General features: G+C 73.5%; 20 protein-coding genes. 9 read left to right on the forward strand and 11 right to left on the reverse strand.

The genetic code is table 11. The annotated features are described in order from the left end of the window. Positions 1-43 precede the first annotated feature (43 nt). Positions 44-1,510 (reverse strand): sugar porter family MFS transporter, encoded by a 1,467-nt coding sequence (locus BMZ16_RS04185; protein WP_089798285.1) that lies wholly within the window; start codon positions 1,508-1,510, stop codon positions 44-46. Positions 1,511-1,727: 217 nt separating this feature from the next. Between BMZ16_RS04185 and BMZ16_RS04190 the strand changes: the two genes are divergently transcribed. The 3 genes from BMZ16_RS04190 to BMZ16_RS04200 all read left to right on the forward strand — a co-directional run bounded on the left by BMZ16_RS04190 (position 1,728) and on the right by BMZ16_RS04200 (position 4,199). Beyond that, positions 1,728-2,324: a hypothetical protein gene (locus BMZ16_RS04190; RefSeq protein ID WP_089798726.1), complete on the forward strand. Its 597-nt coding sequence runs from the start codon at positions 1,728-1,730 to the stop codon at positions 2,322-2,324. A 243-nt stretch (positions 2,325-2,567) separates the two neighbouring features. Further along, positions 2,568-3,188 (forward strand): DUF47 domain-containing protein, encoded by a 621-nt coding sequence (locus tag BMZ16_RS04195; RefSeq protein ID WP_089798286.1) that lies wholly within the window; start codon positions 2,568-2,570, stop codon positions 3,186-3,188. Positions 3,189-3,194: 6 nt separating this feature from the next. After that, positions 3,195-4,199: an inorganic phosphate transporter gene (locus BMZ16_RS04200; RefSeq protein WP_089798287.1), complete on the forward strand. Its 1,005-nt coding sequence runs from the start codon at positions 3,195-3,197 to the stop codon at positions 4,197-4,199. A 6-nt stretch (positions 4,200-4,205) separates the two neighbouring features. Here the strand turns inward: BMZ16_RS04200 and BMZ16_RS04205 are convergent, their stop codons facing one another. Genes BMZ16_RS04205 through mshD form a run of 3 tightly spaced genes read right to left on the reverse strand, consistent with a single transcriptional unit; the run spans position 4,206 to position 8,460 of the window. After that, positions 4,206-5,186: an NUDIX hydrolase gene (locus BMZ16_RS04205; protein WP_089798288.1), complete on the reverse strand. Its 981-nt coding sequence runs from the start codon at positions 5,184-5,186 to the stop codon at positions 4,206-4,208. After that, complete coding sequence (locus tag BMZ16_RS04210) at positions 5,183-7,417, reverse strand: RNA degradosome polyphosphate kinase (protein ID WP_089798289.1); 2,235 nt, start codon at positions 7,415-7,417, stop codon at positions 5,183-5,185. Before BMZ16_RS04210 ends, BMZ16_RS04205 begins: the two co-directional genes overlap by 4 nt. Further along, a complete protein-coding gene (gene mshD, locus BMZ16_RS04215) occupies positions 7,414-8,460 on the reverse strand; it encodes a mycothiol synthase (protein WP_089798290.1) in 1,047 nt (348 codons plus the stop codon). Before mshD ends, BMZ16_RS04210 begins: the two co-directional genes overlap by 4 nt. Before the next feature lie 186 nt (positions 8,461-8,646). On the opposite strand from mshD, the gene BMZ16_RS04220 reads away from it, so the two are divergent. Continuing rightward, entirely contained in the window at positions 8,647-9,927 is a 1,281-nt protein-coding gene (locus BMZ16_RS04220; protein WP_089798291.1) for an NAD(P)-binding domain-containing protein, read from the forward strand. 362 nt (positions 9,928-10,289) lie between these two features. On the opposite strand, the gene BMZ16_RS04225 is transcribed toward BMZ16_RS04220, so the two are convergent. The 5 genes from BMZ16_RS04225 to BMZ16_RS04250 all read right to left on the reverse strand — a co-directional run bounded on the left by BMZ16_RS04225 (position 10,290) and on the right by BMZ16_RS04250 (position 17,317). After that, positions 10,290-11,231, reverse strand: coding sequence for a hypothetical protein (locus BMZ16_RS04225; RefSeq protein WP_143082747.1), 942 nt, complete (start codon positions 11,229-11,231; stop codon positions 10,290-10,292). A gap of 336 nt (positions 11,232-11,567) precedes the next feature. Beyond that, a complete protein-coding gene (locus BMZ16_RS04235) occupies positions 11,568-12,998 on the reverse strand; it encodes a cellulase family glycosylhydrolase (protein ID WP_089798294.1) in 1,431 nt (476 codons plus the stop codon). Positions 12,999-13,320: 322 nt separating this feature from the next. Further along, positions 13,321-15,351, reverse strand: coding sequence for an acetate--CoA ligase (acs, locus tag BMZ16_RS04240; RefSeq protein WP_369822484.1), 2,031 nt, complete (start codon positions 15,349-15,351; stop codon positions 13,321-13,323). Positions 15,352-15,469: 118 nt separating this feature from the next. Beyond that, complete coding sequence (locus BMZ16_RS04245; protein ID WP_089798295.1) at positions 15,470-16,288, reverse strand: hypothetical protein; 819 nt, start codon at positions 16,286-16,288, stop codon at positions 15,470-15,472. A 96-nt stretch (positions 16,289-16,384) separates the two neighbouring features. Continuing rightward, the gene (locus tag BMZ16_RS04250) at positions 16,385-17,317 is read right to left on the reverse strand and encodes a formate/nitrite transporter family protein (RefSeq protein WP_089798296.1); all 933 of its coding nucleotides are present in this window, start codon (positions 17,315-17,317) and stop codon (positions 16,385-16,387) included. A gap of 320 nt (positions 17,318-17,637) precedes the next feature. Between BMZ16_RS04250 and BMZ16_RS04255 the strand changes: the two genes are divergently transcribed. The 3 genes from BMZ16_RS04255 (at position 17,638) to BMZ16_RS04265 (ending at position 21,338) form a co-directional block, all read left to right on the forward strand. Then, positions 17,638-19,305: an ABC transporter substrate-binding protein gene (locus tag BMZ16_RS04255; protein ID WP_089798297.1), complete on the forward strand. Its 1,668-nt coding sequence runs from the start codon at positions 17,638-17,640 to the stop codon at positions 19,303-19,305. A 93-nt stretch (positions 19,306-19,398) separates the two neighbouring features. Then, positions 19,399-20,409 carry an ABC transporter permease gene (locus BMZ16_RS04260; protein ID WP_089798298.1) on the forward strand — a complete coding sequence of 337 codons (1,011 nt, stop codon included), beginning with the start codon at positions 19,399-19,401 and terminating at the stop codon, positions 20,407-20,409. Further along, a complete protein-coding gene (locus BMZ16_RS04265) occupies positions 20,406-21,338 on the forward strand; it encodes a carbohydrate ABC transporter permease (RefSeq protein WP_255366347.1) in 933 nt (310 codons plus the stop codon). Before BMZ16_RS04260 ends, BMZ16_RS04265 begins: the two co-directional genes overlap by 4 nt. A 75-nt stretch (positions 21,339-21,413) precedes the next feature. Here the strand turns inward: BMZ16_RS04265 and BMZ16_RS04270 are convergent, their stop codons facing one another. After that, on the reverse strand, positions 21,414-22,865 hold the full coding sequence (locus tag BMZ16_RS04270) for an NAD-dependent malic enzyme (RefSeq protein WP_089798299.1): 1,452 nt from the start codon (positions 22,863-22,865) through the stop codon (positions 21,414-21,416). Between the two features lie 116 nt (positions 22,866-22,981). Between BMZ16_RS04270 and BMZ16_RS04275 the strand changes: the two genes are divergently transcribed. Together BMZ16_RS04275 and BMZ16_RS04280 are read left to right on the forward strand one after the other, a co-directional pair. After that, entirely contained in the window at positions 22,982-23,461 is a 480-nt protein-coding gene (locus BMZ16_RS04275) for an NUDIX hydrolase (RefSeq protein WP_089798300.1), read from the forward strand. Then, positions 23,458-24,321: a Fic family protein gene (locus tag BMZ16_RS04280; RefSeq protein ID WP_089798301.1), complete on the forward strand. Its 864-nt coding sequence runs from the start codon at positions 23,458-23,460 to the stop codon at positions 24,319-24,321. The genes BMZ16_RS04275 and BMZ16_RS04280 overlap by 4 nt, the downstream gene beginning before the upstream one ends. 244 nt (positions 24,322-24,565) lie before the next feature. Here the strand turns inward: BMZ16_RS04280 and BMZ16_RS04285 are convergent, their stop codons facing one another. Next, positions 24,566-25,417, reverse strand: coding sequence for an HAD family hydrolase (locus tag BMZ16_RS04285; protein WP_089798302.1), 852 nt, complete (start codon positions 25,415-25,417; stop codon positions 24,566-24,568). Between the last annotated feature and the right edge of the window lie 65 nt (positions 25,418-25,482).

The raw sequence follows: 25,482 nt of genomic DNA on the forward strand, positions 1-25,482 counted from the left end.
GGACGACGGGGCGTCGCCCCGCCGCGGGTCAGGTGGCCGCGGGTCAGGTGGCCGCGGCCCGGCCGCGCCGCTGGACCTTCAGGCCCTCCATGTCCTCCAGCTGCACGCCCTTGGTCTCGGGCACCTTGGTCAGCACGAAGAAGAACGAGATGAGCGCGAACGTCGCGTACATCGCGTAGGGGATGGACGCACCGAAGCGGTCGAGCATCTCGGGGAACGACAGCGTGATGAGGAAGTTGGCCACCCACTGCGCCGACGCGGCGACGCCGAGCGCCGCCGCACGGATGCGGTTGGGGAACATCTCGCCGAGCAGCACCCACACCAGCGGGCCCCACGTCGCTCCGAAGAACACGACGAACGCGTTCGCCGCCACCAGGGCGATCACGCCCCACGACCCCTCCAGGCTGATCGCGTCGCCCGTCCCCGTGGCCTTCGTGAACGCGAACGCCATCGTGCCCAGCGCCACGGTCATGCCGGCCGAGCCGATGAGCAGCAGCGGGCGCCGCCCCACCTTGTCGATGAGCCCGATGGCGATGAACGTCACCAGCACGTTGGTCACGGCCGTGATCGTGGAGATGAGGAACGACTGGCTCTCCTCGAACCCGACGGCCTGCCACAGGGTGGTGGAGTAGTAGAAGATCACGTTGATGCCGACGAACTGCTGGAACACCGACAGCAGGATGCCCACCCACACGACGGGCAGCAGCCCCAGCACCGGGCCGCGCAGGCTCGCCTGGTTCGCCAGCTCCCGGTCGGTGCGGATCGTGGTCTCGATCTGCGCGACGCGCTCCTCGGGGTCCTCGTCCGCTCCGAGGACGTCCGTGAGGACCGCCTTGGCCTCCTCGCGGTGCCCCTGCGCCACGAGGTAGCGCGGCGACTCCGGGATCCGCAGCGCGAGGATCCCGTACACCGCCGCCGGCACGACGCACACCAGGAACATCCACCGCCACGCCGCGAGCCCGAACCACAGCTCCTGCGACGCGCCGCCGGCCGCCGTCGCGAGCAGCTGGTCCGACAGCAGGGCGGCGAAGATGCCCAGCGTGATCGCGAGCTGCTGCAGGGACCCGAGCCGGCCCCGCAGCGACGCCGGGGCGATCTCCGCGATGTACGCGGGGGCGATGACCGACGCGATGCCGATGCCGACACCGGCCACGACGCGCCAGATCGCCAGGTCCCACGCGGAGAACGCGAACGCCGAGAGCACCGAGGAGACGAAGAAGAGGACCGCTCCCAGGACCATGACGCGTGTCCGGCCCCAGCGGTCGGACAGTCGGCCCCCGAGCCACGCGCCCAGGGCCGACCCGAGCAGCGCGACGGCCACCACGAACCCGGTGACGACGCCGGACAGCTCGAAGGTGCCCTCGACCGCGTCCACGGCGCCGTTGATCACCGAGGAGTCGAACCCGAAGAGGAACCCGCCCACGGCGGCCGCGACCGCCAGGGCGATCGCCTTGCCCTTGTACTTCGTCGCTCCCGCGGGCGACCCCTGCCCCGATCCTGCGTCGGTCATGGTCAGCACACCTCCGCCAAGCCCGGGCCCCTCCCGGTCAGACTCACTGTGAACCCGCCCCGTGCGGCGCGCACCCGGGGCGGGGCGGCGGTCCCGCGGGCGGCGACTGGTGCGCCGGACGCCGCGGGGGGATCATGCCGCGATGAGCACCGACGGGAACGGCACGGGCACGGCGGGCGGCTCGGGGGGTGGGCGACGGCACCACCGCCCCGTCGTCATGGACCCTGCCCTGGCCGACGAGCTGCCGGGCGACCTGGACCCGGCGCTGCGCGACGAGATCGCGCACACCACGGCGGGTGCGCTCGTGCGCCACGGCCGGGCCACGGAGGACCCGCAGGTGGTGGCGCGCCTGGTGGCGCTCGTCGAGACCGAGGGCCTCGACGTCGTGGCGGCGATGTGGGCGGACAGCCCGCCGGAGACGCTGCCGGGCGCGCTGTGGCGCCTGTACGTGCTGCGGGAGTGGGTGCGGCGCGACCCGGCGACGGTCGCCGACCGGTACCGCCAGGGCGTGGCCGCCGCACCCGTGCACGACGTGGTCGCGGGCGTGGTCGACGCGCCCGGCCCGCAGGACGTGCGCGCGGTCGCGGACGCCGTGCTGTCCGGCGTGTACACCGGCGACCTCGCCGTCGCGCTGGAGCGTGCGGCGGCGTTCTGCCAGGTCCTGGCCACCGGTGCCGCCTTCGACGCGGACCACCTCGAGGAGCTGGACCCCCGGGCGGCCGTGCGCCAGACGCGCGGCGCCGCCTCCCTGGTCCGCACGGCCGAGGAGCTCGCGCGGGCGGCGCAGCTGTGGAGGGTCGACCGGCTGGAGTGACGTCCGCCGCGTACACTGGGCGGGCGACGCCGGGTCGGTAGCCCCGGGCTCCATCATCAGCCGCTTCGAGCGGCCACGCGCCGAGAGGCGCTCCGGCCCGGCGTCGTCTCGCACGCGAGGGTGCACCACGCGGCGGCGTCCCGCATGAGACCTCGGTCCGTCATGAGCCCGGTACTGCGCCCGTTACGCTGAGCAACGGCCCCATCCCGGGGCTCATCACCAGTCGACGACCCGGAGCCCTCCGTGCGCCTGCGCCTGACACCGCGCGACACCTCGTACTTCGACCTCTTCGCTGCGTCCGCGACGCATCTCGTCACGGGTGCGAACCTGCTGGCGGAGATGCTCGGGGCCGACCGCGCCACCCGCAAGGAGATCAACAAGCGGATGGCGGAGGCCGAGCACGCCGCCGACGACGCGACGCACACGATCATGCGCCGCCTCAACCAGACGTTCGTCACCCCGTTCGACCGGGACGACATCTACGACCTGGCGTCGAGCCTCGACGACTGCATGGACTACATGGACGAGGCGTCCGACCTCATCGTCCTGTACAAGGTCGACGAGCTGCCGGCACGCGTGTCCGACCAGGTCCAGGTGCTGCAGCGCGCCGCCGAGCTCACCGCCGAGGCCATGCCGCGCCTGCGGTCCATGGACTCGCTCCAGGAGTACTGGGTCGAGGTCAACCGCCTCGAGAACCAGGCGGACAAGTCGCACCGCAAGCTGCTCGCGCAGATGTTCGACGAGATCGCCGACCCGATCCTGCTGATGAAGCTCAAGGAGATCGTCGAGAAGCTCGAGGACGCGGCGGACGCCTTCGAGAAGGTGGCCAACACGGTCGAGACGATCGCGCTCAAGGAGTCCTGAGCACCCGTGGAACCTGTGCTCGTCGTCTTCGTCGTCGCGCTCGCTCTCGGGTTCGACTACACGAACGGCTTCCATGACGCCGCCAACGCCATCGCCACGTCGGTCTCGACGCGCGCGCTGACCCCGCGTGCGGCGCTGATCATGGCGGCCGTCATGAACTTCGCCGGTGCGCTGCTCGGCACCGAGGTGGCCGAGACCATCGCCACGTCGATCGTCGACCTGCAGGGCGAACCACCGCACTCCGCGCTCGTGGTCGTGCTCTGCGCACTGGTCGGCGCGATCGCGTGGAACCTGGTCACGTGGTGGTTCGGCCTGCCCTCGTCGTCCACGCACGCCCTCATCGGCGGGCTGGTCGGGGCGGGACTCGCCGCCGGCTTCGGCATCTACGGCTCGGCGATCGTCGACAAGGTCGTCCTGCCGATGATCTTCTCGCCGCTCATCGGCTTCGGCCTGGCGTTCGCGGTGATGGTCGGGCTGCTGTGGCTCATCCGCAACCGCCCCCCGACCCGTGTGAACCGCCGGTTCCGCATCGCGCAGACCGTCTCGGCCGCCGCCATGGCGCTGGGGCACGGCCTGCAGGACGCGCAGAAGACCATGGGCGTCATCTACCTGGCGCTGCTCACCGCCGGCTGGGCGAACCCGGACGAGGGCATCCCGCTGTGGGTCAAGCTCGCCGCGGCGGCCGCCATCTCGGCCGGCACGTACGCGGGCGGGTGGCGCATCATGCGCACGCTGGGACGCAAGATCATCGAGCTCGACCCCGCCCGCGGGTTCGTCGCCGAGTCCGTCTCCGCGGTCGTGCTGTACGTCAACGCCTTCGCGCTGCACGCACCGGTCTCCACGACGCACACCATCACGTCCGCGATCATGGGCGTCGGTGCCACCAAGCGGCTGTCGGCCGTGCGGTGGGGCGTCGCCAAGAACATCGCGGGTGCCTGGATCCTCACGATCCCGGCTGCCGCGCTGGTGGCGGCCGTCGTCTTCTGGGTGCTGCACCCGATCCTGGGCTGAGCGGCGTCAGGCCGCCGGGACCGGCGACCGGTGACGTTCCACGGCCAGCACCCGCACCCCGCGCGGTGTCGGCCCGGCGTGCGCCACGAGCAGCTCCGCCGGGGCCAGGAACGGGTTGCCGCGCGGCAGCTGGTCGGCCACCGGGCGGCGGCTGTGCTCGGCCAGCACGTCGAGCACGGTCGGCAGCACCGGACGGTGCGTGCACAGCACCGAGTCCCGGCGGCCGTCCAGCAGCTCGCGGACCGTCCCGCCCACGCGGGCCGGTGAGGCGTCGTGCTCGGCCTCGGTGAGCACGTCCGCCACCTGCGGGTCCACCCCCGCGGCCACGGCGTACGGCGCCACCGTCGCCGCGCAGCGCTCCCAGCGGCTCGTCACCACGTGCTGCACCCCGAACGCGGCCAGCGCCGGGGTCATCGCGGTCGCCTGGCGCAGCCCCAGGCCCGTCAGCGGACGGTCGTCCTCCGTGCCGTCCCAGAGGCTGCGCTTGCGTGCCTGCCCGTGGCGGGCGACCACCAGGGCTCGGGTGTCCAGGCGGCCCTTCGCGTGGGCCTCGACGAGCGCGTCCAGCGGCCGGCGGTCGGCGCGGCGCGTGAGCCGCGTCCCCGCCTGCGCGACGTCGAACCACTCCCAGAAGTCGATCTCGGAGCGGTCGGCGTGCGGCACGGGCGGACGCGCCCGCAGCGGCGCCTCGTCGCCCCGCCCGGCCACGCGGGCCGCCCAGTAGTGCACGACCTTCGGCCGCCCGTCGGCCAGCCGGTACTCCAGACCGGGCAGGGGCAGCCCCAGGACGACCGCCAGCCCCGTCTCCTCCTCGACCTCGCGCACGGCCGCGACCGGCGGCAGCTCGCCCGGGTCCAGCTTGCCCTTGGGCCAGGACCAGTCGCGGTAGCGCGGGCGGTGCACGAGCGCGACCTGCAGCCGTCCGGCCCGCTCCCGCCACACGAGCGCGCCGGCCGCCTCGACCGGACCCGCGGCGACGGCCTTCACCGTGCGGCGCCCGGCCGCCGCCTCTGCCGGTGGATGAGGACCTCCTGCAGGTCCACCAGCGGCCCGTCCGCGCCCTGCGTGTGACGGGCCCACTCGCCGTCGGGGCCCAGGTGCCAGGACGACGTGCCGTCGTCCATCGTCTCGTCGAGGTACTCGACGAGCTCGGTGATCTGGGCCTGGTCGGCCACCCGCACCAGGGCCTCCACCCGGCGGTCGAGGTTGCGGTGCATGAGGTCCGCCGACCCGATGAAGACCTCGGGCCCCTCGAAGCCGTCACCCTCGTCGGGGGTGGCGTGGGCGAACGCGAAGACGCGGGAGTGCTCCAGGAACCGGCCGAGGATCGAGCGCACCCGGATGTTCTCCGACAGCCCGGGCACGCCGGGGCGCAGCGCGCAGATCCCGCGCACGTTGATGTCCACCGGGACGCCGGCCTGCGACGCGCGGTACAGGGCGTCGATCGTGGTCTCGTCGACCATCGAGTTGACCTTGATCTTGATCCAGGCCGGGTCCCCGCGGCGTGCCGCCGCAGCCTCGCGCTCGATGCGCTCGACCAGGCCGGTGCGCACGGAGCGCGGCGCCACCAGCAGGCGGTGGAACCGCGACTTCGGCGCGTAGCCGGACAGCTGGTTGAACAGGCGGGTGAGGTCCTGGCCGACGTCGGGGTCCGCGGTCAGCAGGCCCAGGTCGGTGTACAGCCGGGCGGTCCGCGGGTGGTAGTTGCCCGTGCCCACGTGGCTGTAGCGGCGCAGGCCGTCGGCCTCCTGGCGCACCACCAGCGACAGCTTGCAGTGCGTCTTCAGCCCGACGATCCCGTACACCACGTGCACGCCGGCCTGCTCGAGCTTGCGGGCCCACGAGATGTTGTTCTGCTCGTCGAACCGCGCCTTGATCTCGACGAGCGCGAGGACCTGCTTGCCGGCCTGCGCGGCGTCGATGAGCGCGTCGACGATGGGGGAGTCGCCCGACGTGCGGTACAGGGTCTGCTTGATCGCCAGCACGGCCGGGTCGGCGGCCGCCTGCTCGAGGAACGTCTGCACCGACGTCGAGAAGGAGTCGTACGGGTGGTGCAGCAGGATGTCGCGGGCGCGGATGGCCGCGAAGACGTTCGTGGGCGTCGCGGACTCCACCTCCGCGAGCTGGCGGTGCGTCGCCGGCACGAACCGCGGGAACTGCAGCTCGGGGCGGTCCAGGTCGGCGATGAGGTTGAGGCCCGTGTGGTCGAGCGGCGCGGGCAGCTCGTACACGTCGTCCTCGGACATGCCGAGCTCGCGCACCAGCAGCTTGCGCACGCGCGGGCTGATGCCCTCGGCCAGCTCCAGGCGCACCGGCGGGCCGAAGCGCCGGCGCAGGAGCTCCTTCTCCATCGCCTTGAGGAGGTTCTCGGCGTCGTCCTCCTCGACCTCCACGTCCTCGTTGCGGGTGATGCGGAACGTGTGGAACTCGCGGACCTCCATGCCGGGGAACAGCATGTCGAGGTGCTGGGCGATGACGTCCTCGACCGGCACGAACGACATCGGTCCGCGCTCGGGCGCCGCGGTCTGCGGCACGGGTGCCGACGGCCGCCCCGCCGCATCCACGGCGATGTAGCGCGGCAGCAGCGGCGGGACCTTGACGCGCGCGAAGTGCTCCTTGCCGCTGGCCGGGTTGACGACGCTGACCGCCAGGTTCAGCGACAGCCCGGAGATGTACGGGAACGGGTGCGCCGGGTCCACCGCGAGCGGGGTCAGCACCGGGAAGATCTGCCGGCGGAAGAACTTGTGCAGGCGGTCCTGCTCCGCGTCGCCCAGGTCGTCCCAGCGCACGATCGTGATGCCCTCGGCCGCCAGCGCCGGCTGCACGACGGTCGACAGCACGCGCGCGTGACGCTCCATCAGGGCGTGCGCGCGCTCGCTGATCGCCTCGAGCACCTGGCGCGGTGACAGCCCGGACGCCGCCGTGACGGCGATGCCCGTCGCGATGCGGCGCTTGAGCCCCGCCACCCGGACCATGAAGAACTCGTCGAGGTTCGACGCGAAGATGGCGAGGAAGCGCACGCGCTCCAGCAGGGGCAGGCTCTCGTCCTCCGCCAGCTCCAGGACGCGCTGGTTGAAGGCGAGCCAGGACAGCTCCCGGTCGAGGAACCGGTCGTCGGGCAGGGCGTCGCTGTCCGTGGTCGGCGGCTCGGCCGCGGTCTCCACGTGCTCGGCGATCCGCTCGGCCAGGGCGGGATCGATCGCAGGGGCGTCGGTCATGAACCCATCGTGGCATCGCCGTCGGGCGTCGTCGTGTCGTCCGACGCACGCGCCGGGGCGACGTCCCCCGGCGGGGCGCCCACCGGCGGCGGCCCGTACATGACGTCCACGGCCGTGCGGGTGAACCCGGCCCGCTCGTAGGTGTGCACCGCCACGGTGTTCTCCGCGCCCGTGTACAGGATGACGGTGCGCAGCCCGCGGTCCCGCAGGTGCGCCAGGCCCAGCGCCGTCAGCGCGCGGCCCATGCCCAGGCCCTGCGCGTCCGGGTCGACGCCGACCACGTAGATCTCGCCGACCTCCTGCCCGGGCGCGCCGTCCGGGGCCTCGTCGGCCGGGTGCACCTTGGTCCACACCGACCCGAGCAGCTTCCCGTCCCGCTCGGCCAGCAGGAACCCGGCCGGGTCGAACCAGGCCTCGCCCTCGCGGGCACGCAGGTCGGCGGACGTCATGCGACCCTGCTCGGGGTGGTGGGCGAATGCCCGGGCGTTGACCCGTCGCCACGCGTCCTCGTCCTGCCCGGGGACGAACGCGCGGACCTGCACGCCGGGCGGCAGCGCGGCGGCCGGCGGCGGGGTGCGTGCGAGGTCGGTCGCCATGCGCCACAGCTCGCGCACCACCACCATGCCGACGGCGCGTGCCGCCGCGCGTGCCGCCGGCAGGTCGCCGTGCGCCCACACGTGCAGCCGCCGACCGGGCACCGTCGCGGCCTCCTGCATCGCGCGGGCCAGCAGCGCGCGGGCCACGCCGCGGCGCCGGTGCCCCGGGGCGACGACCAGCTCGGCGCGCACCGTGCCGGCGCTGCCCACGTCGAGCTGGGCGTACCCGGTGACGGGCCCGTCGGGGCCGGAGCCGTCGTCCGTGACGAGGAGGTGGACGACCGGCGCCTGCTCGTCGAGCAGCCACAGCAGCGGCTGCTCGGACAGCGGGGCGACACCGTCGGCGCGGGCGGCGTCCTGGTGCAGCGTGCGCACTGCCGTCGCCCGTGCGGGCGGCAGCGCTCCGGTGACGGCGGTGATCGTCGGGACCTCGGTGCCGGGGGCCATGCGTCCATCCCACCACGTGCCGCGCGCCGGGCGGGGGGACCGCCGGGTGATCCGCGCACCGCGCCCACGTCAGGCGGGCCACTGCCCGGGTGCGCGGCGCCCGGCCGTCGGTGGGTGCCGCCCGGTGCCCGGGGCCCGCTCGGGGATGGACCGTCGTCCAGGATCTGCCGGTAGCGTGGTTGCGCCATGCCTCAGCACCCCGTCGCCACCCCCGCTGCCGGCGGTCGCCGTGCGCTCCGGGCGCCGCGGGCGCCGAGGACGGTCGACGTCGACGTCGTCGTCGTGGGGGCCGGGCAGGCCGGGCTGTCCACCGCCTACCACCTGGCCCGCACGGGGCTCGTCGCGGTCGGGTCGCGCGGCTGGGAACGCGCGCGCGGCACGTTCGTCGTGCTCGACGCGAACCACCGCGCCGGGGGTGCGTGGCAGCACCGCTGGCGCTCGCTGACCATGGCCGACGCGCACCACGTGCACGACCTGCCGGGCATGCCGCTGGCGGTCGCCGACCCGGCCGAGCCGGCGGCGGACGCGGTGCCCTACTACTTCGCCCAGTACGAGGAGGCGTTCGGCCTCAACGTGCAGCGGCCGGTGCGCGTCGAGCGGGTGGACCGCGCACCGGACGGCGACGAGCCCCGGTTCCTCGTCACCACGCGGCACGTCGACCACCCCGACGCGGTGGTCGTGTGGTCGGCACGCGGGATCGTCAACGCGTCCGGCACCTGGGGCAAGCCCTTCTGGCCGGCGTACCCCGGACGCGGTGCGTTCCGGGGTCGGCAGCTGCACGCCCGGGACTTCCGCAGCGCGGCCGACCTGGCGGACGGGCACGTCGTCGTGGTCGGCGGCGGCACCTCGGCCGTGCAGCTGCTGCTGCAGGTCGCCGACGTGACCACGACCACCTGGGTGACCCGCCGCCCGCCCGCGTGGGTCGACGAGGAGTTCACCCCCGAGCTGGGCCGCGACGCGGTGGCCCGCGTGGACGACCGGGTGCGCGCCGGGCTGGTGCCCGAGTCCGTCGTCTCCGTCACCGGCCTGCCGCTGACCCCCGCGTACCGCGCGGGGATCGAGGCCGGTGTGCTGCGCGCCCGCCCGATGTTCTCGCGCCTCGTCGACGACGGCGTGGTGTGGGACCCGGCCACGACCCCCGGGCCGACGGCCGCCGGGCCGACGACCCCCGGGCCGACCGCCGCGGCGGACGCGCGGTCGGGGACGGCACCGGGCGGCTGGGTGCCGGGCCCACCCTTCGTCGAGGCGCGCACGATCCTGTGGGCGACCGGGTTCCGGGCCTCGCTCGACCACCTGGCGCCTCTCGGGCTGCGCTCGCCGGGCGGCGGCATCGTCATGGACGGCACCCAGGTCGTGGCCGAGCCCCGCCTCCAGCTCGTCGGGTACGGGCCGAGCGCGTCGACCGTCGGCGCCAACCGCGCGGGCCGGGAGGCCGTGCGCCGCCTGCGTCGCGAGCTGCGCTGGTGAGCACGCCGCGACGGGCCTGAGCCGCACGCCGCCACCGAGCCCCACGAGCTGGCCCGGCGCGGCGTCGTCGGATGACCCGGTCACCACGTCGGCCCGCCGCCACGTCGGTCGCCGCCACTCCGAGCCGCCGCCACGTCGACCACTGGTCAGTTGGGAGCTGTTCCTGGGGCGTTGGGTGCTCCCAGGTGACCAGTGGTCGTCGTCGGGGTGCTGGTGCTGGTGCGGTGGGTGTCGTGCGGGCGGCGTGCTCGGTGTGCTGACCACTGGTCGGTTGGGGGCTGTTCCGGGGGTGCCGGGTGCTCCCAGGTGACCAGTGGTCGACCGGAGGTAGGTCGTTGCCGGGCGGAGCCGGGCAGGCGGGGTCAGCGAGGGCGGAGCCGGCGGGTCAGACGGGCGCGGCCGGACGGGGTGAAGGTGGACCCGGCGAGCAGGGTGAGCCACGGGCGGACGCGCGCGGGGTCGTGCTCGCGTCCGAGCGCGGCGTCGACGTCCCGCGCGACGCCCACCGGACGGTCCCGTAGGTCGGCAACGGTGTACCCGCGGCGGGTCCAGCCGGCCGCGGTGAGAGCACGGGCCCGACGCAGGTCGGCCGTGTGCCGACCGGGTTCCCGGTGGACCGCGCCGTCGTACTCGTGCAGGGTGGTCGTCCCCGTGAGCCACAGGTCACCGCGGGCGACGAACACGCCCGAGTCGTCCCGCACCACGTGCTGCGGGACCACCTGCGCACCGAGCAGCACGTGCATGACACGGAGCACGGTCTCCCACGGGGACTCGCTGCGCGGGTCCGCCAGCGCGAGCGCCTGCCGGAGGACGACGACGCCCCGACGCCCCGGCCGGCAGGCGTCCAGCACCGCGTCGACGCTGCAGCCCGCACGCAGCGCGGCGTCCACGAGCACGATGACGTCGAGCAGGGCGAGGTCACGCGAGCACGCCAGCAGGGTCTGCTCCGCCGTCGCGACGCGCAGGCCGTCGACGTCCGTGCTGGGGACGGGGCCGGCGGTCCGGGTGACGCGGATGCCCGGCAGCCGTGTGCGATGGTCGTGCTCGGCCTGGTCGACAAGGACAGGCAGACCGTCCGGCAGCTGGGGGAGCCACCAGCCGTGCAGCCCGGCGGCCGTGAGGTGCGAGAAGGCGGCGGACGGCGGCAGCACCTGCTGCCAGGCCTCGAGCGGCCGTCGGTCCGGCGCGTGGTGCAGGCCTCGCGCCGGGCTCTGCCACCCTCGGCCGGGTCGCCTTCCCTGCCGCACGCCCGCAGGTACCGGCGGCGCACCTCCCCGACCGGAGCGGGCGGAGGGCGTGGGCATGCGTCACACGCTGCACCACCGCGACCGCGCCGGCGGTGTGGCCACGGCGGCCGGTGGACCGACCAACCGCCGGATGGGCTGTGGGCGGGCGAGGAGCGACCGGGTCCGGTGGCGCCGCAGCGGTGCGGTCGACCCGGGCGCGGTCACCACGTGGCGCAGCCCGGGTGCGGCGCGGCGGTCGGTGCGCCGCTGACGCTCGGTGCGGCCGGCCCTCGGCCGAGCACGCTCCGGGTACGGCCGGATCGCCGGTCACACGCTCACGTCGCACGGACGTCGGCCCCGCCCCGGGGGAGGGGCGGGGCCGACGGGTGGACGCGCACGCCCGATCAGGTGGTGTCAGCGGCAGGTGACCGGGACGGTCCCGGTCGGGGCGGTGCCCGATCCGATGAACCCGTAGGTGACGGTCCGGCCGGCGCCCAGGGAGCCGTTCCACGCGGCGTTGGTGGCGGTCACCGTCGAGCCGGTGGTGCTGAACGCGGCACTCCAGCCCTGCGCGACGGCGGCGCCGCCCGGCAGGCTGAACGTCGTCGTCCAGCCCCCGATCGACCCCGCGCCCGCGGTGACGTCGACGGAGGCCTGGAAGCCACCGGGCCAGGCGTTGGCCACCGTCAGCCGGGCCGTGCAGGCGGTGCCGGAGCCGGGCGTCGGCGTGGCCGTCGGGCCGGGGGCCGCCGTCGGGGTCACGGTCGGCGTGACCGTCGGCGTCGGCGTGACCGTGGGCGTCGCCGTGGGGCTCACCGTGGGCGTGGGCGTGGCGCCGGAGAAGAACGTCGCCGTCCGGGCGGTCTGCCTGATGCCGTTGACGCCGTCGAAGATCAGCGTGCCCCAGGTGGTCTTCCGGGCCGGGTCGAACGCGGTGACCATGTCGAGGTACTCGACACCGCCGCCGTTGCCCGACCAGGACCAGCCGTAGTAGCCGATGCCGCGCTCGACGGCCTCGCGCATGATCGTCGCCTCGTCGGGGTTGCCGTCCGAGTGGTCGTACCCGAACTCGCCGATGACCAGCGGCAGGCCCTTCGCCTCGAACGCGTCGAGGTACGAGGTGATGGTCGACGCCTGCGCGTACACGCCGTACATGTGCACCGAGAACAGCGTGTTGCCGTCCGGGTCGGCGGCGGCGACGGTCTGCGCCTGGTCGCGCATGATGCCCTTCCAGTCCTGACCCCACATCGGCGCATCGACGACGATGTTGTGGCGCAGGCCCGCGGCGCGCAGCTTCCGCACCGCGGCCGCCGTGTCGGCGGCCCACCCGGCGGACACCGCGTCGTCGTTGCCGTACGGCTCGTTGCCGATGTTGACCTGGATGAAGTCCTCGGTGCCCTGCAGCACGGGCTTCAGGGACACCCAGTAGTCGGCGGCGGCGTCGAGCGTGACGGCGCCGGACTGCTCGCCGTAGCCGGTGGTGTCGTGCACCTCGAGCATGCAGACCAGCTGGTTGGTGCGACACAGCTCGATGACGTCGGCGACGTCCGCGGCGTCGTTCCGCGTCCAGCGTCCGCCGTTCGACAGCACGACGCGCAGCGCGTTGGCGCCGGCGGCACGGATCGCCGGGACGGCCCGGTCGGTCTCCTGGGTGTACCAGGTGTGGGCGTGGCTGACGCCGCGGGCGACGAACGGCGTGCCGTCCTGCTCGACCAGCTGCGTGCCGGAGATGTGCAGGCCGACGGGGTCGGCCGCGGTGGCGGTGGTGGCCACGACGGTCGACCCGCCGAGTACCAGGAGCGCGGTGCCGCAGGCAGCGGCAGCGCGCAGGGAGATGTTCTTCATCGACGTCCTCGTTCCGCGAAGGTGTCCGGGGCGCGCCCTCCCACCGACCGGCAGGTGGGTGCGGCGGTCAGACAACCAGCGGGCCCGGGACGCCTCCCATCGGTGAAGCGTTTCGCCGCGGATCGCGCCTTCCGCGCGCCCTCGGCACGGGTGCGGGCAGCAGCGGTCCGTCGACGCCGGGAACCCGGTCCGTGGCCGCGCGACCCGGGAAGGGGTGCGGCGGGTCGTCCGGACCCCGCGCTTCGTCCGGGTCCACCGCGACCCGCGGAGCGCCCGGGCCGGGCGGTGTCGGTCCCGGCCCGGGGCGCCCCTGTGCCCGGTGTCAGTCCGAGGTCGACGCGGTGGGCCGCGCGAGCCCCTGGGCGATGAGGTCCATCACCGAGGAGTCCGCCAGCGTCGTCGCGTCACCGACCTTCCGGTGCTCCGCGACGTCCCGCAGCAGGCGCCGCATGATCTTGCCGGAGCGCGTCTTCGGCAGCTCGGCGACGACGAGGATCTGCCGCGGCTTGGCGATCGGCCCGATCTCCTTGGCCACGTGGGTACGCAGCGTCTCCTGCACGGTCGAGGCCTCGGCGCCGGCAGCCTCCGTGGCGTCGCCGCGCAGGATGACGAACGCGACCACCGCCTGGCCCGTCGTCTCGTCCGTCGCGCCGACGACGGCGGCCTCCGCCACCCACGGGTGCGACACCAGCGCCGACTCGATCTCGGTGGTCGACAGCCGGTGCCCGGACACGTTCATCACGTCGTCCACGCGGCCCAGCAGCCAGATGTCCCCGTCGGCGTCCTTCTTGGCGCCGTCGCCGGCGAAGTAGAGGTCGGTGAACCGCGACCAGTAGGTGTCCTTGTACCGCTCGGGGTCGCCCCAGATGCCGCGGAGCATCGACGGCCACGGCTCGGTGACGACGAGGTAGCCGCCGCCGCCGTTCGGCACGGGCTTCGCGTCGTCGTCGACGACGTCGGCCGCGATGCCCGGCAGCGGCACCTGCGCGGACCCGGGCTTGGCCTCGGTGGCGCCGGGCAGGGGGCTGATCATGATCGCGCCCGTCTCGGTCTGCCACCACGTGTCGACGATCGGCGTGCGGTCGCCACCGATGACGCGGCGGTACCACATCCACGCCTCGGGGTTGATGGGCTCGCCCACCGACCCGAGCACGCGCAGGGAGGACAGGTCGAACTCCCCGGGGATCTCCTCGCCCCACTTCATGCAGGTGCGGATGGCCGTGGGGGCGGTGTAGAGGATCGTCACGCCGTACTTCTGGACGATCTCCCACCAGCGCCCCCGGTGCGGCGTGTCCGGCGTGCCCTCGTAGATGACCTGGGTGGCCCCGTTGAGCAGCGGCCCGTACACGACGTACGTGTGCCCGGTGATCCAGCCGACGTCCGCCGTGCACCAGTACACGTCGGTCTCCGGCTTGAGGTCGAAGACGTTGAGGTGCGTGTACGCCGCCTGCGTGAGGTAGCCGCCGGTGGTGTGGAAGATGCCCTTCGGCTTCCCCGTGGTGCCGGACGTGTACAGGATGAACAGCGGGTGCTCGGCCTCGACGTCCACGGGCGTGTGCTGCGAGGACGCCGCCTCGACCGCGTCGTGCCACCAGACGTCGCGGCCCGGCGTCCACTCCACGGGCTGACCCGTGCGCCGCACCACGAGCACGTGCGCGACGGTGGGGGCGCCCTTGGCGAGCGCCTCGTCCACCGCGGGCTTCAGCGCGGACGGCTTGCCGCGGCGGAACCCGCCGTCGGACGTGACGACGAGCTTGGCCTCGGCGTCGAGGATGCGCGAGCTCAGCGCCTCGGCGGAGAAGCCGCCGAAGACCACGGAGTGGGGCGCGCCGATGCGCGCGCACGCGAGCATCGTCACGACGGCCTCGGGGATCAGCGGCAGGTAGATCGCGACCCGGTCGCCCGTGCCCACGCCCAGCGCGGTGATCGCGTTGGCCGCCTTGGAGACCTCGCGCTGCAGGTCCGCGTACGTCAGGGTCCGGGTGTCACCGCCCTCGCCCTCGAAGTGCAGCGCGACCCGGTCGCCGCGGCCCTCCTCGACGTGCCGGTCCACCGCGTTGTACGCCGCGTTCAGCCGACCGTCCGCGAACCACCGGGCGAACGGGGCGTCGGACCAGTCGAGCGTCTGCGTGAACGGGGTCGACCAGGTGAGCAGCTCACGCGCCTGGTCCGCCCAGAAGCCGGGCCGGTCCGCGTTGGCCCACGCGTACGCGTCGGCGGTCGCGTTGGCCTGGGCGGCGAACTCGGCGGACGGCGGGAAGCGACGCTCCTCCGACAGCAGGTTCTCCAGCCCCGTGGAGGGCTCCGCGGCCGGCGGCGGCGGGGTCGTCGGGGCGGCAGACGGTTCGGTCACGGTGTCTCCTACGCAGCGGCTTCGGTGCGACGGTGGGGCTGACCAGTGCGGTCCTCGTCACCGGACCTTAGTCCCGGGAGCCGTCCGTGCGCACCGCCTCGCGGCGCGGACCGTGCCGTCAGAGCGTCCGGTTGCGCTCGCGGAAGGCGCCGAGCCGGACGCCGTGCCGTCGTGCGAGCGCGATGGTCACGCCGCCGGTCAGCAGCAGCACACCGGCCGTGATCGACGTCCCCGACGTGCCGGCGACCGTCACCTGCGTGGTGGTGAGGTGCCACGCGTCGGACCCCACGACCTCGAGCGTGCTGGAGCGTGCGATGCCCGGCGCGTACAGCTGCACCCCGCCGACGACGCCCAGCACGAGGCCGGCCGTCACGGGCGCCGCCGCGGTCCACAGGCCCAGCAGCAGCAGCGCCGCGAGGAGCACGGCGCCGGTGCTGACCAGCACGATGCCCAGCAGCTCGAGCGAGGCGTCCCAGCCGTCGACCTGGACCCGCAGGATGCGGCTCTGGCCCAGCAGCAGCAGGCCGAGCGCGACGGGTGCCAGCAGGAGGCCGACGAGCACACCGAGCACGTGGGTGCCCGTGCGGGGGGTGCGCGGGGCGTTGGGGTCGGGGAAGAGCTCGTCGCCGGTGGCCGCGCCGTCCGTGGACGTCCCGGCGTCACGCGCCGGTTCTGCGTCGCCGGTCCCGTCGGAGGGCCGAGGGGCGTCGGTGCCGGACGTCGCGCCCGGGGCTGCGCGTGGTGCGGCGGGTGGTGCGGTGGGCGGTGCCGCGGCCGGTGCCGCAGGCCGTCCGCCGGCGGGGTCGGGCGGCGTGGGAGCGGGTCGCTGCACCGCGTGCCGACCGGTGTCCGTCTCGCCCGCGTCGACGGGGGTCGCACCCGGGGTGCCGCCCGTGGTCGGCCGGTCTCCCGGGCGCTCGGGGTCCGTGGTGCTCACGCGTGCTCCTCGGGTCGGGGTGGCGCGTCGTGCGACGCCCTGCGGGGCCACGCTATTGCGCGCGTGCGCCGCCCGCCGTTCGGCGCGCGCGTCCCGTCAGCCGCGGCCGACCGGCAGCGGCGGCGCCGGGGCCACCGCGTCGGGGCCCGAGGGGTCCGCGTCCGCCGCCGGGGCGGGCGTGCGGCCGTCGTCCGCGGGGGAGGCGGGCGGTGCGGCGTCGGTGGTGGCGGGCTCGTGGGCGTCCGCGCCCGGCAGCGCGGGGACGCGCGCGCCGTACGCGTAGGCCGCCCCCACCAGCAGCGCGCCGCCGATCGTGTTGCCGACGCCCACGGCCACGAGGTTGCGGGCGAACTCCGCGACCGTCGCGTCGGGCAGCCCGCCGTACAGGCCCAGCGAGAACGTCGTCATGTTGGCCACGACGTGCTCGAAGCCGGAGGTGATGAAGACCAGCACGCAGGCGAAGACCGCGATGATCCGGGCGGTCTCGCTCGTGAGCCGCGCCCAGCACCACACGGCCAGGCAGACGAGCAGGTTGCACAGGACGCCGCGCACGACCAGCTGTGCCGTGGTGGCCTCCGCCTTGTGCGCGATCATCCCCGCGATCGCCTCGCCGCCGGCGGTCCCGGGGGCCAGCACCCCCGACACGTGCAGGAGGCCGGCGAAGGCCATCGCGCCGAGCAGGTTGCCGCCCAGGCACGCGAGCAGCGTCAGGCCCGCCCGGCCCCACGTGACGCGCCGGGTCATCGCGCCCTGGGTGAGGATCATCATGGCGCTCGTGGCGAGCTCGCCGCCGGCCACGAGCACGATGGTCAGCGCGATGCCGAACACGGCGCCGTTGACGAGCGGCGCCCACGGCGAGCCGGCGACGGTCAGGGGACCGCCGGCGGTGACCATGATGAGGACGCCGATGCCGATGTAGGCACCGGCCAGCATCGTCCGGACCAGGAACAGACCCGGGGACCGGGTCAGGTCGACCTTGTGCGTGGCGGCGTCGGCGTGCGCGGCGACGGCTTCGGTGATCGTGAGCACGGCATCATCGTCCCCCCCGGTCAGAGGCCCCGGGTGGGACGAAAGCACCCGTCCGGAACACGCGCTCGGCGTCGATCCGGTAACGACCGCAGAGGTCACTTGACCGGCGGCCACGGGGGCGCATAGCGTCCCGGCACATCGGCAGATGTATCGTTAATACTTCACTTCTGACGATACTTCCGACTGGCCCCGGCGACGACGCCGACGGTCCGTCGGGCCGGTGGCGCGACGCGGCGGACCGCACGCGTCAGCGGTGTCGTTTTCCCTGCTCCAACGCCCGGGTCGTCGCCTGGGACCGGATCTCGAAGAGGAGAGCCCTGATGGCACGTGCGGGACATCTGGCAGGACGGCGGGCGCGCTCGGCGCGCGCCGCGGGGGCGCTGACGGTGGTGGGTGCGCTGGCGCTCGCCGCCTGCGGCAGCGGTGGCGGCGGCTCGACCGACGCCGACGGTGAGGCCACGGACCTCGAGTGCTCGACGGAGAGCGTCGCCGACGAGCAGTGGAAGGCGGCCGAGCCGCGCGAGTTCTCCCTGCTGTGGACGGACTGGGCGGACTACCCGATCACGGACAGCTGGGAGTTCTTCGACGAGATCGAGAAGCGGACGAACGTCAAGCTCAAGCTGACGAACATCCCCTTCAGCGACCACGAGGAGAAGCGCTCGCTGCTCATCAGCGCCGGTGACGCGCCGCAGATCATCCCGCTCATCTACACGGGCGAGGAGCAGCAGTTCGCCGCGTCCGGCGCCGTCGTGCCGCTGAGCGACTACGCGGACTACATGCCGAACTTCAAGAAGTACACGGAGGAGTGGGACCTCGTCGACATGGTCGACGACCTGCGCCAGGAGGACGGCAAGTACTACATGACGCCGGGCCTGCACGAGGTCTCGGTGCCGATGTTCTCGGTGATCATCCGCAAGGACGTCTTCGACGAGGTCGGTGCGCCGGTCCCCGAGACGTGGGAGGACATGCAGAAGGGCCTCGAGCTCATCAAGGCCAAGTACCCGGACTCCACGCCGCTGGCCGACGGCTTCGAGGGTGGGGCCATCACCAACTACGCGGCCCACGCCTTCGGCACCGTCGCGGGCTGGGGCTTCGGCGACGGCGCCTGGTGGGACGAGGAGGCCGGTGAGTTCGTGTACGCCGGTACCACCGACGGCTACAAGGACATGCTCACCTACTTCAACGGGCTGACCGAGAAGGGCCTGCTCGACACCGAGTCCTTCACCGCGGCTGACAGCGGCGGCGGCACGGTGACCGAGAAGGTCGCGTCCGAGAAGGTCTTCGCGGCCTCCGGTGGTTCGTGGACCGTCCAGGAGTTCGCCACGGCGCTCGACGCGGCCGGTGTCACGGACTACGAGCTCGTCCAGATCGCGCCCCCGGGCGGCCCGGCCGGCCAGATGGTCGAGCCGCGCAACTTCTGGAACGGCTTCATGCTCACGGCTGACGCCGCGAAGGACGAGAACTTCTGCGACCTGCTGCACTTCACGGACTGGCTGTACTACAACCCCGAGGCCCGTGAGCTGATCCAGTGGGGCGTCGAGGGCACGCACTACACGAAGGACGCCGAGGGCAAGTACACCCTCAACCCGGAGTACACGCTGAAGCAGCTCAACCTCAACCCGTCGGGGACGATCGACCTCAAGAAGGACCTCGGCTTCGCGAACGACGTGCTCACCGGCTCCACCGAGTCCATCGAGCTGAAGACGTCCTACAACACCCCGGCGTACGTCGAGTACATCGAGGCCATCCAGGAGACCCGGACGCCGCGCGACCCGATGCCGCCGCACCCGCTGGACGAGGCGGAGCTCGAGCAGTCCTCGCTGCTCGGCACGCCGCTGAAGGACACGGTCGACACGGCGACGCTCGCCTTCATCCTCGGGCAGCGCGACCTGTCGGAGTGGGACGACTACGTGAGCGGCCTTGAGGGCCAGGGCCTGTCGGGCTACATGGACCTCATCAACGGGGCCTACGAGCGGGCCAACAGCTGATCCTGAGCTGACGCTCCACCAGGCACGGTGGGCCGGTCCCTGCGACGGGGCCGGCCCACCGGGCCTCCGATCCCGCTCACGAAGGAGTGAGACATGAGCGCTGCTCATGCGACGGGCGACGCCCTCGCGACGACGACGCCTCCCGAGGGGGTCGTCGTACCCTCCCCGGAACGACCGGCCCCGCGCCCGCGGCGCGCCGGCAAGGTGAACTGGCGGGTCGCGCTGCGGCGCGACTGGGTCCTGTACGCGATGGCCCTGGTCCCCGTGCTGTTCCTGCTCGTCTTCCGGTACGTGCCGATGTTCGGCAACATCATCGCCTTCCGCCGATTCCGACCCGGCGGCAGCATCTTCGGTGACGAGTGGGTCGGTATGCGGTACATCCAGCTGTTCCTCAACGACCCGAACTTCTGGAACGTCTTCGCCAACACCGTCATCCTCGGCGGGCTCACGCTGCTCTTCTGCTTCCCGCTGCCGATCGTCCTGGCGCTGCTGCTCAACGAGGTCCGCAAGTCGGCCTTCAAGCGCGTGATCCAGTCGATCTCGTACCTGCCGCACTTCCTGTCGGTCGTCATCGTCGTCGGCATGGTGATGCAGCTGCTGTCGCTGCAGGGCACCGTGAACCAGGTCATCGAGGCGATGGGCGGGGAGGCGATCCCGTTCCTCCAGCGAGCGGAGTGGTTCCGCACGGTCTACGTGGGCTCCGAGGTCTGGCAGACCGTCGGCTGGGGGACGATCCTCTACCTCGCCGCCCTGACCACGGTCGACGCCTCGCTCTACGAGGCCGCACGCATCGACGGTGCCGGCCGGTTGCGCCAGACGTGGCACGTCACCCTGCCGGGCATCCGGCCGACGATGATCACGCTGCTCATCCTCAACATCGGCCTGTTCCTCAACGTCGGGTTCGAGAAGGTCCTCCTCCTTTACAACCCGCTGACCTACGCCACCGGTGACGTCGTCTCGACGTACCTCTACCGCGTGGGTCTCGTGTCCAACAACTTCAGCTACGCGACGGCGATCGGCCTGTTCCAGGCGATCATCGGCCTCGTGATGATCCTCTCCGCGAACTTCGTGTCGCGACGAGTGGTGGGAGCAAGCCTGTGGTGACCCAGAGCGCCCTGACAGCGGGCCCGGAGGCCGGGGGTGGCAAGCCCGTCGGCCCGAAGGACTCGAAGGGCTACAAGGCCTTCACCTGGTTCAACGGCACGTTCCTCGTGCTGCTGTGCGGACTCATGCTGTACCCGTTCGTCACCGTGCTCGCGCAGTCGTTCAGCAGCGCGGGCGCCGTCAAGGCGGGCCTGGTCAACGTGTGGCCCATCGGCTTCAACCTCGACACGTACAAGGTCGTCATCGCGAACGACCTGTTCTGGTCGTCGTACAAGAACACCGTGATCTACACGCTCGTCGGGACCACGATCGCCATGGTGCTCACCACGCTCCTGGCGTTCGTGCTGGCGAGGAAGCAGCTGCGCGGGCGCAACCTGCTGATCGGCATCGCCGTCTTCACGATGTTCTTCAACGGTGGCCTGATCCCCAACTACGTGCTGATCCAGACCCTCGGTCTGAAGAACACGATGTGGGCCGTCGTCCTGCCGGGGGCGATCTCGGTGTTCAACCTGCTGGTCATGAAGTCGTTCTTCGAGAACATGGCCTCCGAGCTCGAGGAGGCCGCGCAGATCGACGGGCTCGGCTGGTGGGGCATCTTCCGGCGGATCGTGCTGCCGCTGTCGAAGCCGGTCATCGCCACGATGATCCTCTTCTACTCGGTGGCGATCTGGAACGACTGGTTCGCCGCGTTCCTCTACCTGGACAAGCAGGAGCTGTTCCCGGTGACGCTGTACCTGCGCAACATGATCGCGGGGGCGTCCTCGGCAGCCTCCCAGGGCGCGGCCGCCGCCGGGTCCACCAAGGAGGCGATCTCGGCGAACATCCAGGCGGTGACGATGATCCTGACGATCATCCCGATCCTCTGCATCTACCCGTTCGTGCAGCGGTACTTCGTGTCCGGGATCATGCTCGGCTCCGTCAAGGGCTGATCGCGACCGTGGGCCCCGCTCCGGACCACCGGAGCGGGGCCCGTCCGTGTGCCGGGGCACGCGGGGCCGCTCGCGTCAGGTGGTGCGCAGGCGGACCGCGGCGATCTCACCGGTCTCGGGGCGGGGGCCGGCATGCCCCTGCTCCGCCTCGGCCGCCTGGCGCACCGCCGCCGCGACGGCCGACGTGGCCTCGGCGTTGAAGACGCTGGGGACGATGTACGTGGGGTTCAGCTCGTCCGGGTGCACGACCGACGCCAGCGCGTACGCCGCGGCGAGCAGCATCGACTCCGTGACGGTGCGGGACTGCGCGTCGAGCAGCCCGCGGAAGACGCCCGGGAACGCCAGCACGTTGTTGATCTGGTTGGCGAAGTCGGAGCGCCCCGTGCCGACGACGGCCGCGTGGCGTGCCGCGTCGTCGGGGTCCACCTCCGGGCGCGGGTTGGCCAGTGCGAACACGATGGCGTCGGGGGCCATGCGTGCCACGTCGTCCCCGGTGATGACGTCGGGTGCCGACAGGCCGATGAAGACGTCGGCGTCGACGACCGCGTCGCGCAGCGTGCCGGTCAGGCCCCGGTGGTTGGTGGCCTCCGCGGTCCACCGCAGCGACGGGCTCAGCCCGGGCCGGTCGCGGTGCACGACCCCGTCGATGTCGGCGACGACGACGTCCCGCACCCCCGCGGCGAGCAGCAGCCGCAGCACGGCCGTGCCCGCCGCGCCCGCGCCGGACATGACCACGCGCACGTCACCGATGCGCTTGCCGACCACCTGCAACGCGTTGGTCAGGGCCGCGACCACGACGATCGCGGTGCCGTGCTGGTCGTCGTGGAAGACGGGGATGTCCAGGCGCTCGCGCAGGCGGCGCTCGATCTCGAAGCACCGCGGGGCGGAGATGTCCTCGAGGTTGATGCCGGCGAAGGCGGGGGCGATCGCCACCACCGTCTCCACGATGCGGTCCACGTCGGTCGTGTCGAGGCAGATCGGGAACGCGTCGATGCCGGCGAACCGCTTGAACAGCACGGCCTTGCCCTCCATCACGGGCAGCGCCGCCAGCGGGCCGATGTCGCCGAGGCCGAGCACCGCGGTGCCGTCGGTGACCACGGCGATGGTGTTGCGCTTGATCGTCAGGCGCCGGGCGTCCTCGGGGTGGTCCGCGATCGCGCGGCAGACGCGGGCGACGCCGGGCGTGTACGCCATCGACAGGTCGTCCCGGTTGCGCAGCGGCACCTTGGACTCGATCGAGAGCTTGCCGCCCAGGTGCATGAGGAACGTGCGGTCGGACACCCGCTGCACGACCACGCCCTCGAGCTCGTCCAGGGCCTGGACCACGTCCGCGGCGTGGTCGGTGTCGCGGGTGGCGCACGTGACGTCGACGGTCATCGTCTCGTGGAAGGACGCGGTGACGTCCAGCGCGGTGACGATGCCGCCGGACCGTTCGATCGCGGTGGTGAGGTCCGAGACCGCCGTCGGGCGGGCGCGGACCTCCAGCCGGGCGGTGATGGACGACGAGACGGACGGCGCGAGGACCATGCGGACATTGTGGACGTCCGGGTGACCGCAGCGCCTCCGGCCACGCCGACCGACGGGCCCGGTGTGAACCTGGTGCGGCCCTGGTGCGGCCCTGGTGCGGTGCGTAGCATCGCCGGGTGTCGATCCCGCCCTACGTCCTGTCCCTGCGCGAGCGCGTCGGGAACGACCTGCTCTGGATGCCGGGGGTGACCGCTGTCGTGCTGCGGGACGACGGCCCGCGTCCGGCGCTGCTGCTGGTGCGCCGCGCGGACACGGGGGAGTGGACGCCCGTCACGGGCATCGTCGACCCGGGCGAGGAGCCGGCCGTCGCTGCGCTGCGCGAGGTCCGCGAGGAGGCCGACGTGGAGGCCGTCGCCGAGCGGCTGGCGCAGGTGAGCGTGGTGGGCCCGGTCGTCTACGCCAACGGTGACCGGTCCCAGTACCTCGACCTGACGTTCCGCTGCCGCTGGGTCTCGGGCGAGCCGTTCCCCGCCGACGGCGAGAACACCGACGCGCGCTGGTTCGACCTGGACGACCTGCCGCCCATGGCACCGGACATGGCCGCGCGCGTGGCGGCGGCGCTGCCGGCGCGGGGCGAGGCCGAGTTCACCGCGTGAGCCGTCGGGGGGACGACCCGCTCGCGGGCCTGGTCGACCTGCCCGGCGTGACCGACGCCGTGGCCGCGGCGCGCGCGGCGTGCGAGGAGCTGCGCTGGCACGAGGCCTTCCGGCGGCGGTGGCGCGAGGTGCGGGCCGAGGCCGGTCTGCGCGCCGCGGCGGCGTCGGCGGCGCTCGACGGGGCGCCGGTCGGCGTGGCGGCCGTGCGGGCCTGGGACACCGGGACGGCGGCGCCGACGGGCGGTGCGGAGGCGGTCGCAGCGGGTGCGCTGCGGGCGCAGGGTGTCGTGGACTCGCAGCTGCCCGCGCTGGGGGCCCGCGGTGGCGCCCCGGGTGCGCCGCTGCCGCAGGTGCTCGCGCGGCTGCACGCGGCCGCGGCGGCGGACCTGCTGCCGGCGGACCTGGTGGGCAGGCCGCGCACCGGGGCCCCGGGGGACCTGCGCGGTCTGGGCGCGGCGCCGCCGCCGGACCTGGCGTCGGCGCGGACCGCGGCCGTGCTCGCCGACGCCGGTGCCACGCGGGCGCCGGCGCTCGTGGCCGTGGCGGTCGTGCACGGCGAGCTGCTGGCCGTCCGGCCGTTCGCCGCGGCCAACGGCGTGGTCGCCCGCGCGGCTGCACGGTTGCTGACCGTGCGCGCAGGGCTGGACCCCACGGGGACGGTGCTGCCGGAGGTGGTGTGGCAGGAGGCACCGCCGGTGTACCTCGCGGGTGCGGCGCGCTACGCGGCGGGCGACCCCGACGCGGTCGCGGCCTGGGTCGTGGCGTACGCCGGGGCCGTGGTCCGGGGCGCGCAGGTCGCGCGCGGCGTGGCCGACGAGGTCCTGGCGGGGCGCCGGGCGACCGGCCCGTCGGGCGCCTGAGCGACGTCCGGGGCAGGCGGTCCGTCGACGAGGGTGAGGACCGCGGGAGTGATCATGCGTGCAACCTCTCGGTCGCTCCGGGACCAGCCCGGTCGACCCGCCCTAGGGGGGCGATCCTGCGCGTGGGTGCTCCCGCGGTCCTTCAGGTGGTGTCCTATACCCGCCCACGGGGCGGCTGCAACCCCCACGGGTGTCCTCCCAGGTCAGCGGCGCTCCCTGGCCGCATGGTGAGAACCGCGGACCGTCACGCGGGACGTCGCCGTCGGCGCCACCACCACACCGCGACGGCCGCCGCGGCGAGCCCCGTGAGCACGGCGCCGGTGGTCACGCGCACCTGCGTGTCGAGCCGGCGCAGCGGCACCGGGCGACGGAAGGCGAGGACCTCCCAGCCGCGCTCCTCGGCGATGCGGCGCAGCGCGCGGTCGGGGTTGACGACGTGCGCCCGCCCGACGGCCGCGAGCATGGGGACGTCCGTCACGGAGTCCGAGTACGCGAAGCTGGTGGCCAGGTCGTAGCCGCGGGTCTCCGCCAGCTCGCGGATCGCGACGGCCTTGTTCTCGCCGTAGGCGTAGAAGTCGATCTCGCCGGTGTACCGGCCGTCGGCCACGGCCATGCGCGTCGCGACGACGGCGTCCGCACCCAGCATCTCGGCGATCGGCTCGACGACCTCGGCGCCGGATGCCGACACGACCACGACGTCGCGCCCGGCTGCCTGGTGGGCGCTGATGAGCTCGACCGCCTCCGCGTACACCGTGGGGTCGATGGACTGGTGCAGGGTCTCGCGGACCACCGCCGACACGAGGTCGACGTCCCAGCCCACCACGGTGCGCGACAGCTGCGCCCGCAGGCGCTCCGTCGCCGTCTCGTCGGCACCGCCCAGCAGGTACGCGAGCTGGGCGTACGCGGACGCGACGACGGAGCGGCGCGTCAGCAGCCCTTCGGCGAGGAAGCCGCGGGAGAAGGCCGTCGCCGACGACGTCGCGATGATCGTCTTGTCGAGGTCGAAGAACGCGGCAGGCCGGGCGTGCCGCGCACGCGGCGGCCCGCTGCGTGGCGGCGCGCCGCGCGACGGGTCGACGGGCTGCTGGTCGGCCATGACGCTCCGCGGATCGGGGACGAGGACCCTGACCTGCGCGAGCGTAGCGGGAGGGACGGACAGGC

The sequence above is a fragment of the Cellulomonas sp. KH9 genome, assembly GCF_900114185.1.
Taxonomy (GTDB): domain Bacteria; phylum Actinomycetota; class Actinomycetes; order Actinomycetales; family Cellulomonadaceae; genus Cellulomonas.